This window comes from Streptomyces sp. DH41, from assembly GCF_029813785.1.
GTDB lineage: Bacteria > Actinomycetota > Actinomycetes > Streptomycetales > Streptomycetaceae > Streptomyces.
Genome location: NZ_JARVKY010000042.1, coordinates 30,296 through 42,331, shown reverse-complemented (window position 1 = coordinate 42,331; position 12,036 = coordinate 30,296). Strand labels below are relative to the sequence as shown.

At 73.9% G+C, this 12,036-nt stretch carries 8 protein-coding genes and 1 riboswitch; of the genes, 7 read left to right on the top strand and 1 reads right to left on the bottom strand.

Going from position 1 to position 12,036, the window contains the following annotated elements:
- Positions 1-109 precede the first annotated feature (109 nt).
- Positions 110-249: riboswitch (cobalamin riboswitch) on the top strand.
- A gap of 102 nt (positions 250-351) precedes the next feature.
- Genes QC283_RS37810 through cobI form a run of 7 tightly spaced genes read left to right on the top strand, consistent with a single transcriptional unit; the run spans position 352 to position 11,223 of the window.
- On the top strand, positions 352-1,329 hold the full coding sequence (locus QC283_RS37810) for a cobalamin biosynthesis protein (protein ID WP_279566321.1): 978 nt from the start codon (positions 352-354) through the stop codon (positions 1,327-1,329).
- Positions 1,326-2,834 carry a cobyric acid synthase gene (locus tag QC283_RS37805; protein WP_279566320.1) on the top strand — a complete coding sequence of 503 codons (1,509 nt, stop codon included), beginning with the start codon at positions 1,326-1,328 and terminating at the stop codon, positions 2,832-2,834. The genes QC283_RS37810 and QC283_RS37805 overlap by 4 nt, the downstream gene beginning before the upstream one ends.
- On the top strand, positions 2,831-6,487 hold the full coding sequence (gene cobN / locus QC283_RS37800) for a cobaltochelatase subunit CobN (protein WP_279566319.1): 3,657 nt from the start codon (positions 2,831-2,833) through the stop codon (positions 6,485-6,487). Before QC283_RS37805 ends, cobN begins: the two co-directional genes overlap by 4 nt.
- Positions 6,484-8,499 (top strand): putative cobaltochelatase, encoded by a 2,016-nt coding sequence (locus tag QC283_RS37795; protein ID WP_279566318.1) that lies wholly within the window; start codon positions 6,484-6,486, stop codon positions 8,497-8,499. The genes cobN and QC283_RS37795 overlap by 4 nt, the downstream gene beginning before the upstream one ends.
- Positions 8,499-9,098 carry a cob(I)yrinic acid a,c-diamide adenosyltransferase gene (gene cobO, locus QC283_RS37790; protein WP_279566317.1) on the top strand — a complete coding sequence of 200 codons (600 nt, stop codon included), beginning with the start codon at positions 8,499-8,501 and terminating at the stop codon, positions 9,096-9,098. Before QC283_RS37795 ends, cobO begins: the two co-directional genes overlap by 1 nt.
- Positions 9,092-10,477, top strand: coding sequence for a cobyrinate a,c-diamide synthase (locus QC283_RS37785; protein ID WP_279566316.1), 1,386 nt, complete (start codon positions 9,092-9,094; stop codon positions 10,475-10,477). Before cobO ends, QC283_RS37785 begins: the two co-directional genes overlap by 7 nt.
- A complete protein-coding gene (gene cobI, locus QC283_RS37780) occupies positions 10,474-11,223 on the top strand; it encodes a precorrin-2 C(20)-methyltransferase (protein ID WP_279566315.1) in 750 nt (249 codons plus the stop codon). The genes QC283_RS37785 and cobI overlap by 4 nt, the downstream gene beginning before the upstream one ends.
- A 20-nt stretch (positions 11,224-11,243) precedes the next feature.
- On the opposite strand, the gene QC283_RS37775 is transcribed toward cobI, so the two are convergent.
- Positions 11,244-11,972: a ZIP family metal transporter gene (locus tag QC283_RS37775; protein WP_279566314.1), complete on the bottom strand. Its 729-nt coding sequence runs from the start codon at positions 11,970-11,972 to the stop codon at positions 11,244-11,246.
- Between the last annotated feature and the right edge of the window lie 64 nt (positions 11,973-12,036).

Below are 12,036 nucleotides of genomic sequence, written 5' to 3'. Positions count from 1 at the left end.
GGACGGACTCCAGTCCGTCCCGCGCCCCGCCCTTTTCCGTGCCGGCGCACATCTTCCGCGTGTGGGCCTTCGCACACTCCCCCGCCGCAGGTCAACGCCAGGTTGACGGGTGTTCGCGAGCCATGGTGGACTTCCGGAGCCAATACGGCGGCAGGAGAGGAAGCCCGGTGCGAATCCGGCGCGGTCCCGCCACTGTGACCGGGGAACGGATCCCCGGGAGCCAGGAACTCTCACCGCCGGTCTCTTCGAACCAGGGCGTGGACACCCTGAGTGAGGACATACCGCCATGCTCGGCTGCCGATCGACGTTCAGTAGCAGGTCCTTCCCTGACCGTGTGACCGGCTGAGCCCCGTGCGTGCCGAACGCGTCTTCGCGTACGGTGCCGCCGCCGGCCTCCTCGGCGACCTCCTCCTCGGCGATCCGCGCCGCGGACACCCGGTCGCCGCGTTCGGCCGTGCCGCAGGTGCCGTGGAACGGGTGCTGTGGCGGGACCACCGCGGGTGGGGCGCCCTGCACACCGCCGTGTGCGCCGGAGGCGCCGCCGCCCTCGGGCTGGCCGCCACCCGCGCCGTACACCGCTCCCCCGCCGCCTCCGTCGCGCTGACCGCCGTCGCCACCTGGTCGGTCGTCGGCGGCACCTCGCTCGCCCGCGAGGCGAGCGCCATCGGCCGCGCCCTGGAGGCCGGCGACGTCGAGGCGGCCCGCGCGCGGCTGCCGCACCTGTGCGGACGGGACCCGCAGGCGCTGGACGCCGACGGGATCGCCCGGGCCGTCGTGGAGTCCGTCGCCGAGAACACCTCGGACGCGGTCGTGGGCGCCCTGGTGTGGGGTGCCGTGGGCGGGGTGCCCGGGCTGCTCGGCTTCCGGGCCGTCAACACCCTGGACGCCATGGTCGGCCACAAGTCCGCCAGGTACCGGCGGTACGGCTGGGCCTCGGCCCGCCTCGACGACCTCGCGGGCTGGCCGGGCGCCCGGCTGACCGCCGTTCTGACCACCGTGGCCGGCGGTGATCCGCAGGGGGCCGTACGGGCCTGGCGCTCCGACGCCGCGCGGCATCCGAGCCCCAACGCCGGCCCCGTGGAGGCGTCCTTCGCGGGCGCCCTGGGGGTACGGCTCGGCGGCACGCTCTCCTACGGCGGCCGGGTGGAACACCGGCCCGTTCTCAACGGGGCGGCGGGGCGCGCCGTCCGGGCCGGCCGCGGCGACATCGACCGGGCCGTACGGCTCTCCCGGCGCGTGGGCTGGCTGGCGCTGGGCGTGTGCGCGGGCGTGCGGCTGCTGGCCCGCCGGGCGGGCGCGCGGGCACTCACGAAGGGACGTGACTCATGAGCGGTGGCCTCCTCGTCGCCGGCACCACCTCCGACGCAGGCAAGAGCGTCGTCACCGCCGGGATCTGCCGCTGGCTGGTGCGTCAGGGTGTGAAGGTCGCGCCCTTCAAGGCGCAGAACATGTCGCTGAACTCCTTCGTCACCCGCGAGGGCGCCGAGATCGGGCGGGCGCAGGCCATGCAGGCCCAGGCGTGCCGCGTGGAGCCCACCGCGCAGATGAACCCGGTACTGCTGAAGCCGGGCGGTGAGCGCAGCAGCCAGGTCGTGCTGCTCGGCAGGCCGGTCGGGGAGATGAGCGCCCGCGGCTACCACGGCGGCCGGCAGCAGCAGTTGCTCGGCACGGTGCTCGACTGCCTGGCCGAGCTGCGGAGCACGTACGACGCGGTGATCTGCGAGGGGGCGGGCAGTCCGGCCGAGATCAACCTGCGCCGGACCGACATCGTGAACATGGGGATCGCCCGGGGCGCCGGCCTTCCCGTCCTCGTCGTCGGCGACATCGACCGCGGGGGCGTCTTCGCGTCCTTCTTCGGCACGGTGGCGCTGCTGTCCCCCGAGGACCAGGCGCTCGTCGCCGGGTTCCTCGTCAACAAGTTCCGGGGCGACGTGTCGCTGCTGGAGCCCGGCCTGGACATGCTGCACGGGCTCACCGGACGGCACACGTACGGCGTGCTGCCCTTCCGGCACGGGCTCGGCATCGACGAGGAGGACGGCCTGAGGGTCTCGCTGCGGGGGACGGTGCGGGAGTCGGTCGTCGCGCCGCCCGTCGGCGAGGACGTGCTGCGGGTCGCCGTCTGCGCGGTGCCGCTGATGTCCAACTTCACGGACGTGGACGCGCTGGCCGCCGAACCCGGTGTCGTGGTGCGCTTCGTGGACCGGCCGGAGGAGCTGGCCGACGCGGATCTCGTCATCGTGCCGGGGACGCGGGGGACGGTCCGGGCGCTTCAGTGGCTGCGGGAGCGCGGGCTCGCGGACGCCATCGCGCGCAGGGTGGCCGAGCGGCGGCCCGTGCTCGGCATCTGCGGCGGTTTCCAGTTGCTCGGCGAGCACATCGAGGACGAGGTCGAGTCCCGCGCCGGGCATGTGGACGGGCTCGGACTGCTGCCCGTGCGGGTGCGGTTCGCCCGCGAGAAGACCCTCACGCGACCGGTGGGCGAGGCCCTCGGCGAGCACGTCGAGGGCTACGAGATCCACCACGGGGTCGCCGAAGTGACCGGTGGTACACCCTTCTTGGACGGCTGCCGGGTCGGCCAGACCTGGGGCACGCACTGGCACGGCTCGCTGGAGTCGGACGGCTTCCGGCGGGCGTTCCTCGGCGAGGTGGCCGCCGCCGCGGGCCGCCGCTTCGTGCCGGCCCCCGACACCTCGTTCGCCGCGCTGCGCGAGGAGCAGCTCGACCGGCTCGGCGATCTGATCGAACACCACGCGGACACGGACGCGCTGTGGCGGCTCATCGAGTCCGGCGCGCCACAAGGACTGCCCTTCATTCCACCGGGAGCGCCCGCATGAGCACAGTGTTGTTGTTGTCGACCGCCGACACGGACCTGCTGGCGGCCCGCGCGTCGGACGCCGCCTACCGGATCGGCAACCCGACCCGGGTCGACGTGACGGAGGAGCTGCCCGCGCTCCTCGACGGCGCGGACATCGCCGTCGTACGACTGCTGGGCGGCAAGCGGGCCTGGGAGGACGGGCTCGCCGCGCTGAAGTCCGCCGGTGTCCCGACCGTCCTGCTGGGCGGCGAGAGCGTGCCGGACGCGGAGCTGATGGCCGAGTCGTCGGTGCCGGCCGGGGTGGTGGCCGAGGCGCTGCGCTACCTCGTCGAGGGCGGGCCCGCCAACCTCACGCACCTGGCGCGCTTCCTGTCGGACACGGTGCTGCTGACCGGCGAGGGCTTCGACGAGCCGGAGAAGATGCCGGAGTACGGCGTCCACGGCTCCCGGGCCGTCGAGTCGGGCCGCCCGACGGTCGGCGTGCTCTTCTACCGGGCACATCAGCTGAGCGGCAACACCGCCTTCGTCGACACGCTGTGCGACGCGATCGAGGCACACGGGGCCAACGCGCTGCCCGTGTACTGCGGTTCGCTACGCGACGCGGACCCGGGGCTGTACGAGCTGCTGGGCCGGGCCGACGCCCTGGTCGCCACCGTCCTCGCGGCCGGCGGCACGCACGCCTCGCGGGCGTCGGCGGGCGGCGACGAGGAGGCCTGGGACATCGGCGCGCTGGCCGACCTGAACGTCCCGGTGCTGCAAGGCCTCTGCCTCACCTCCTCCCGCGCCGCCTGGGAGGCGTCCGACGCCGCCCTGTCCCCCATGGACGCGGCGATGCAGGTCGCGATCCCGGAGTTCGACGGGCGTCTGGTCACCGTGCCGTTCTCCTTCAAGGAGCAGGGGCCGGACGAGGTCCCGGTGTACGTCGCCGACCCCGAGCGGGCCGGGCGGGTCGCCGGGATCGCCGTACGGCACGCGGCGCTCGGGTACAAGGCGAACGCCGACAAGAAGCTCGCGCTGGTCTTCACCGCGTACCCGACCAAGCACTCCCGCGTCGGCAACGCGGTGGGCCTCGACACCCCGGCCTCCGCGGTCCGGGTCCTGGACGCGCTGCGGGACGCGGGGTACTCCCTCACCGACTACCCGTCCGGTGGCGACGAGCTGATCCACCGGCTGATCGCGGCCGGTGGCCACGACGTCGAGTGGCTGACGGAGGACCAGCTGGCCGCCGCCCCCGCGCGGGTGCCGCTGGCCGACTACCGGGCGTGGTTCGAGAAGCTGGATCCGGAACTGCGGGACGGCATGCGGGAGGCGTGGGGCGAGCCGCCGGGTTCGCTGTACGTCGACGGGGACGACATCGTGCTCGCGTCGCTCCAGTTCGGGAACGTCGTGGTCATGATCCAGCCGCCGCGCGGTTTCGGCGAGAACCCGATCGCGATCTACCACGACCCCGACATGCCGCCGTCGCACCACTACATGGCGGCGTACCGCTGGCTGGACAACAGTTTCGGCGCCGACGCGATCGTGCACATGGGCAAGCACGGCACGATGGAGTGGCTGCCCGGCAAGGGCCTCGGGCTGAGCGCGGGCTGCGCGCCGGACGCGGTGCTGGGCGACCTGCCGCTGATCTACCCGTTCATCGTCAACGACCCCGGCGAGGGCACCCAGGCCAAGCGGCGCGGGCACGCCACGGTCGTCGACCACCTGGTGCCGCCGATGGCGCGCGCCGACACGTACGGCGACCTGGCCAAGCTGGAGCAGCTGCTCGACGAGTACGCGCTCGTCTCCGACCTGGACCCGGCCAAGGCGCCGGCGGTCCGCGCGCAGATCTGGACGCTGGTCAAGGCGGCCGAGCTCCATCACGACCTGCACGTCGACGACCAGCCGGACGACGAGGCGTTCGACGAGTTCGTCATGCACATCGACGGCTATCTGTGCGAGATCAAGGACGTGCAGATCCGCGACGGCCTGCACATCCTGGGCGGCGGCCCGGTCGGCGAGCCGCGCGTCAACCTCGTGCTGGCGGTGCTGCGCGCCTCGCAGGTGTGGGGCGGGCAGGCGAACGCGCTGCCGGGGCTGCGGGCGTCGCTGGCCGAGCACTTCGGGCTGGTGGAGAAGGAGCTGCTGGCGGAGCCGGGCGCGCCGGTGAAGGTGCCGGTGGAGCTGACGGATCTGGTCGACGGGCCTTCCCGCAGCGCCGCCGACGCGGTCGACCTGCTGGAGCAGCTGTGCCGGCGGTTCGCGGAGGGGATGGAGTTCCGCGCGTGGGACACCGCGGCCGTACCGGCCCTGGTGCGCGAGGTGCTGGGCGGCGCCGAACTCCCCGACGCGGTGGCCGTGCTGGAGTTCGCCTGCACGGAGGTCGTGCCGCGGCTGGCCCGGACGACGGACGAGATCGGGCACATCCTGCGGGCCCTGGACGGCGGTTACGTTCCGGCGGGCCCGTCGGGCTCCCCGACCCGCGGGCTGGTCAACGTCCTGCCGACCGGCCGGAACTTCTACTCCGTCGACCCGAAGGCGATCCCTTCCCGGCTGAGCTGGGAGGTCGGCCAGTCCCTCGCGGACTCGCTGATCCAGCGCTATCTGAGCGACACCGGCGAGTACCCGAAGTCCGTCGGCCTCACGGTGTGGGGCACGTCCGCGATGCGCACCCAGGGCGACGACATCGCGGAGATCCTGGCGCTGCTGGGCTGCCGTCCGGTGTGGGACGACGCGTCGAGGCGGGTGACGGGCTTCGAGATCGTGCCGGTGGCGGAGCTGGGCCGGCCGCGCGTCGACGTCACGGTGCGCATCTCGGGCTTCTTCCGGGACGCGTTCCCGCACGTCGTGGGGCTGATCGACGACGCGGTGCGGGCGGTGGCGGAGCTGGACGAACCCGCCGACCAGAACTACGTGCGCGCCCACGCCGACGCGGACACCGCCGAGCACGGCGACCGGCGGCGGGCGACGGCCCGCATCTTCGGTTCCAAGCCGGGCGCGTACGGCGCCGGCCTGCTGCCGCTGATCGACGCCCGCAACTGGCGCTCCGACGCGGACCTCGCCGAGGTGTACGCGGTGTGGGGCGGCTACGCCTACGGGCGCGGGCTCGACGGGCGGGCGGCGCGCGGGGACATGGAGACGGCGTTCCGGCGGATCGCGGTGGCGGCGAAGAACGTCGACACGCGCGAGCACGACCTCGTCGACGCCGACGACTACTTCCAGTACCACGGCGGCATGGTCGCGATGGTGCGCCACCTGACGGGCGAGAGCCCGGAGGCGTACGTCGGCGACTCGGCCACCCCCGACCAGGTCAAGACGCGGACGCTGGGCGAGGAGACCCACCGGGTCTTCCGCGCCCGCGTCGTCAACCCGCGCTGGATGGCGGCGATGCGGCGGCACGGCTACAAGGGCGCCTTCGAGATGGCGGCCACCGTCGACTACCTCTTCGGGTACGACGCCACGGCCGGGGTCGTGGACGACTGGATGTACGAGAAGCTCAGCGCCGAGTACGTCTTCGACCCGGAGAACCGGGACTTCATGAAGAAGTCCAACCCTTGGGCGCTGCGGGGCATCACCGAGCGGCTGCTGGAGGCCGCCGACCGCGGCCTGTGGGCGGAGCCGGACGCGGAGACGCTGGAGCGGCTGCGCGCCACCTATCTGGAGCTCGAGGGCGACTTGGAGGGCGACGAGAAGTGAGTACCCCGTTCCCGTTCACGGCCGTGGTCGGCCAGGACGACCTGCGGCTCGCGCTGCTGCTGAACGCCGTCTCCCCGGCCGTCGGCGGCGTGCTGGTGCGCGGCGAGAAGGGCACCGCCAAGTCCACGGCCGTGCGCGCGCTGTCGGCGCTGATGCCTCAGGTGGACGTCGTCTCCGGGTGCCGCTTCTCCTGCGCCCCGGCCTCACCCGACCCCGCCTGCCCGGACGGACCTCACGAGACGGGGGCGTCCGAGTCGCGGCCCGCGCGGATGGTCGAGCTGCCCGTCGGCGCCTCCGAGGACCGGCTCGTCGGCGCCCTGGACATCGAGCGGGCGCTCGCCGAGGGCGTGAAGGCCTTCGAGCCGGGCCTTCTTGCCGATGCGCACCGCGGGATCCTCTACGTCGACGAAGTCAACTTGTTGCACGACCACCTCGTGGACCTGTTGCTGGACGCCGCCGCCATGGGCGCCTCCTATGTCGAGCGTGAGGGTGTGTCGGTGCGGCACGCCTCGAAGTTCCTGCTCGTCGGGACCATGAATCCCGAGGAAGGCGAACTCCGCCCCCAACTGCTGGACCGCTTCGGCCTCACCGTCGAGGTCGCCGCCTCGCGCGAGCCCGACCAGCGGGTGGAGGTCGTACGGCGCCGGCTCGCCCACGACGACGACCCGGCCGGCTTCGCCGCCCGCTGGGCCGACGAGGAGGCCGCCGTACGGGCGCGGATCGTGGCGGCGCGGGAGCTGCTGCCGTCGGTGTGCCTCGGCGACGGGGCGCTGCGGCAGATCGCGGCGACCTGTGCCGCCTTCGAGGTGGACGGCATGCGGGCCGACATCGTGATGGCCCGGACCGCGACCGCGCTGGCGGCCTGGGCCGGGCGTACGGACGTACTGGCGGAGGACGTGCGGCAGGCGGCGCTGCTGGCGCTGCCTCACCGGCGGCGGCGGAACCCCTTCGACGCGCCGGGTCTCGACGAGGACAAGCTCGACGAGACGCTGGAGGAGTTCGGCGGGCAGGACGGGGACGGTGGCGGGGACGACGATCCCGACCCGGGCCCCGACGGTCCCGGTGGGCCCGGTGGTCAGCCGGAGCCCGACGACGCCCCGCAGGGCGACGGTGACGCCGCCGCGCGCCCCGAGGCCGGGGAGGGCGGGGAGCCGCAGCCTTCCGGCGGCGGGAGTGAGCAGTCGCCTGTACGGGCAGCCGAGCCGTTCCGCACCAAGGTGCTGAGCGTGCCCGGGCTCGGTGAGGGTGCCGCCGGGCGGCGGTCGCGGGCCCGGACCGAGCACGGGCGGACCACGGGAGCCCGGCGTCCCCAGGGGGCGCTGACCAAGCTGCACCTGGCTGCCACCGTGCAGGCCGCCGCCCCGCACCAGCGGGCCCGGGGCCGGTCGGGGCCCGGTCTGGTGGTCCGGCGGGACGATCTGCGGCAGGCCACCCGTGAGGGGCGTGAGGGCAACCTCGTGCTGTTCGTCGTGGACGCCTCCGGGTCGATGGCGGCGCGGCAGCGGATGAGCGCCGTGAAGGGTGCCGTGGTGTCGCTGCTGCTGGACGCCTACCAGCGGCGGGACAAGGTGGGGCTGGTGACCTTCCGGGGCTCGGCCGCCGAGGTCGCGCTGCCGCCGACCTCGTCGGTGGACGCGGCGGCGGTCCGGCTGGAGTCGCTGCCGACGGGCGGGCGGACGCCGCTGGCGGCCGGGCTGCTGCGCGCCCATGAGGTGCTGCGGGTGGAGCGCTTGCGGGATCCCGCGCGACGGGCGCTGGTGGTCGTGGTGACCGACGGCCGGGCCACCGGCGGCCCTGAGCCGGTCGCCCTCGCCGGGCGGGCGGCACGGCTGTTCGCCGCCGAGGGCACGGCCTGCGTGGTCGTGGACTGCGAGTCGGGGCCGGTGCGGCTGGGGCTGGCCGGGCAGCTCGCCGGTGAGCTGGGCGGCACGGCGGTGACGCTGGACGAGCTGCGGGCGGACTCGATCGCCGGTCTGGTGAAGGACGTTCAGGGCAGCAGGAGGGCCGCGTAATGCCGCAGGGCAAGCCGAGTGTCGTACCGGAGGACGGGCTGACGACGCGTCAGCGGCGGAACCGTCCGCTGGTCGTCGTGCACACGGGTGTGGGGAAGGGCAAGTCGACCGCCGCCTTCGGGCTGGCGCTGCGGGCCTGGAACCAGGGGTGGCCGATCGGGGTGTTCCAGTTCGTCAAGTCGGCGAAGTGGAAGGTCGGCGAGGAGAACGCGCTGCGGGTGCTGGGCGCCAGTGGTGAGGGCGGGTCCGTCGACTGGCACAAGATGGGCGAGGGCTGGTCCTGGGTCCAGCGCGACGCCCAGCTGGACAACGAGGAGAAGGCCCGGGAGGGCTGGGAGCAGGTCAAGCGGGACCTCGCCGCCGAGACGTACAAGCTGTACGTGCTGGACGAGTTCGCCTACCCGATGCACTGGGGATGGGTCGACACCGACGAGGTCGTGTCCGTGCTGCGGGAGCGGCCCGGGACCCAGCATGTCGTGATCACCGGGCGGAACGCGCCCGAGAAGCTGGTGGAGTGCGCCGACCTCGTCACCGACATGTCCAAGGTCAAGCACCCGATGGACGCGGGGCAGAAGGGGCAGAGGGGCATCGAGTGGTGACCTCGCCCTCCGTTCCCCGGCTGGTCGTCGCCGCGCCCTCCTCGGGGAGCGGCAAGACCACCGTCGCCACCGGGCTGATGGCCGCGCTCGCGGCGCGCGGGCTCGCCGTGTCGCCGCACAAGGTCGGGCCCGACTACATCGACCCCGGCTACCACGCGCTCGCCACCGGGCGGGTGGGGCGGAACCTGGACGCGTACCTGTGCGGGGCGGAGCTGGTGGCTCCGCTGTTCCTGCACGGGGCGCGCGGCTGCGACATCGCGGTCGTCGAGGGTGTGATGGGGCTGTACGACGGTGCCGCCGGGGAGGGCGAACTGGCGTCCACCGCCCATGTCGCCAAGCTGCTGCGCGCGCCGGTCGTGCTGGTCGTCGACGCGTCGTCGCAGTCGCGGTCGGTGGCGGCGCTGGTGCACGGGTTCGCGTCCTGGGACCCTCAGGTGCGGGTCGGGGGCGTGATCCTCAACAAGGTCGGGTCGGACCGGCACGAGGCGCTGCTGCGGGAGGCGTTGGATTCGGCTGGGGTGCCGGTGCTGGGAGCGCTGCGGCGGACGGCGCCGGTGGAGACGCCGTCGCGGCATCTGGGGCTGGTGCCGGTCGCCGAGCGGGGGTCGGAGGCGGTCGAGGCCGTCGCGGCGATGGCCGCGCTGGTCTTTGACGGGTGCGATCTGGAGGCGTTGGCGGCGTTGGCGCGGGCCGCCGGGCCGTTGCCAGGGGGCTGCGCCCCCTGGACCCCCGAACCCGCGGCCACCCCCCACCCGACTCGGTCGGTCAAGGAGTCACCCCCGCGTGTCGCCGTCGCCGGCGGTCCCGCCTTCACCTTCTCCTACGCCGAGCACACCGAGTTGCTCGCCGCCGCCGGGGCAGAGGTCGTCACCTTCGACCCGTTGCGGGACGAGGAACTCCCCGAGGGGAGTTCCGGGCTCGTCATCGGGGGCGGGTTCCCCGAGGTGTACGCGTCCGAGCTGTCCGCCAACGAGCCGTTGCGCAAGGCCGTCGCCGAACTGGCGCTCAGCGGTGCTCCCGTCGCCGCCGAGTGTGCCGGGCTGCTGTACCTGTGCCGGGAGCTGGACGGACTTCCCATGTGCGGGGTGCTGGACGCCTCCGCGCGGATGTCGGAGCGGCTGACGCTGGGCTACCGGGACGCCGTCGCCGTCTCCGACAGCGCGCTGGCCGTCGCGGGGACGCGGATGCGGGGGCACGAGTTCCACCGGACGGTCGTGGAGCCGGGGGCCGGGGCCGCGCCGGCGTGGGGGATGCGGGCGCCCGAGCGGCGCGTCGAGGGATTTGTGGAGCGCGGTGTGCACGCGAGCTATCTGCACACGCACTGGGCGTCCGAGCCCGGTGTCGCCCGTCGGTTCGTGGAGAGGTGCCGGACGTCATGAGCAGCCATCTGGTCGGGGTCGGGGTGGGTCCCGGGGACCCGGAGCTGGTGACCGTCAAGGGGGTCAACGCGCTGCGCGCCGCCGAGGTCGTCGTCGTACCCGTGATGGCTGCGTCTGATGGAAAAGACGGCGGCGAGCGGGGGCGGGCCGAGGCGACCGTGCTGCATTACGTGGGCGCCGAGAAGGTCGTACGGGTCGTGTTCGCGCTCAACGAGCGCACCGACCGGGCGCGGCGCGAGGCGGCCTGGGACGCGGCCGGGGAGCGGGTCGCCGGGCTGCTGCGGAGCCACGGCCGCGTCGCCTTCGCGACCATCGGCGATCCGAACGTGTACTCGACCTTCACCTATCTCGCGCAGACCGTCGGCGAACTCGTGCCGGGCACCGTCGTGGAGACCGTGCCGGGCATCACCGCCATGCAGGACCTCGCGGCGCGGTCGGGCGCCGTGCTGACGGAGGGCACCGAGCCGCTGACTCTGGTGCCGGTCACCGCGGGAGCCGCCGTGCTCAAGGACGCGCTGAACGGGCCCGGGACGGTCGTGGCCTACAAGTTCGGCCGGCAGGCGACCGAGGTCGCCGAGGCGCTGCGGGAGACGGGGCGGCTGGACGACGCCGTGTGGGGGTCGGCGCTGGGACTGCCGGAGGAGTCCGTACGGGCGGCGGCGGAGCTGGACGGTGGCCCGCTGCCCTATCTGTCGACGCTCATCGCGCCCGCCCGGCGCGAGGGCGGGCGGGGTGGCAAGCTGTGAACCTCCCGGGCCCTGGCGCCTCATTCGGCGACGCCCACCACCAGCCAGATGAACGCCGCGCCCGCGACCGTGCACAGCAGGGTCGAACGGGCGGGGTGCTCGTGATGGGCCTCGGGGAGGATCTCGGCCGCGGCGAGGTAGAGCAGTACGCCGCCGAACAGGCCGAGATACGCGCCGAGCGCGCCCTCCGGGATGGTGAAGAGGAGGGTGGACGCCGCACCGGCCACGGGGGCCAGGGCGTCGGCGACCAGCATCGCGATCGCGCGGCGGCGGGCGTTTCCGTACAGGCTGGTCAGCGTGTAGGTGTTGAAGCCGTCCGCGAAGTCGTGGGCGATCACGGCCATCGCGACGGCCGCGCCCATGCCGCCGCCGACCTGGAAGGCCGCGCCGATCGCCACGCCGTCCATCGCGCTGTGCCCGACCATCGCGGCGGCGGCCGTCAGGCCCACCTGGGGCGAACGCTGCCCGTGCTCGTCGGCGCCGTGCGCGGCGCGGCGGGCGGCCAGCAGGCGTTCCACCAGGTGCGCGAGCAGGAATCCGGCGACGAAGAGCAGCAGTGCCTCGGGTACGCCGAACACCTCGTCGCCCGCCGCCCGAAGCGCCTCCGGCAGCAGGTCGAGGCCGACCACGCCCAGCATCAGGCCGCCGGCCAGGCCCAGGACCAGGTGGCGCCGGTCGGTCACGCGCTGTGCCGTCCAGCCGCCGGCCAGCGTCATCAGGAACGCGCCGAGCGCTACGAAGACCGCCATGGGCCCTTGCTATCCGATCAGAGCGCGTATCCGTGCGCACGACAGCGACAACCGCAGTAAATAT

Bases quoted from the DNA above. Each gene is read 5' to 3' on its own strand.
- QC283_RS37775 (WP_279566314.1), bottom strand. From the start codon at position 11,972: ATGGCGGTCTTCGTAGCGCTCGGCGCGTTCCTGATGACGCTGGCCGGC.
- cobN (WP_279566319.1), top strand. From the start codon at position 2,831: ATGAGCACAGTGTTGTTGTTGTCGACCGCCGACACGGACCTGCTGGCG.
- QC283_RS37805 (WP_279566320.1), top strand. From the start codon at position 1,326: ATGAGCGGTGGCCTCCTCGTCGCCGGCACCACCTCCGACGCAGGCAAG.
- cobI (WP_279566315.1), top strand. From the start codon at position 10,474: ATGAGCAGCCATCTGGTCGGGGTCGGGGTGGGTCCCGGGGACCCGGAG.
- cobO (WP_279566317.1), top strand. From the start codon at position 8,499: ATGCCGCAGGGCAAGCCGAGTGTCGTACCGGAGGACGGGCTGACGACG.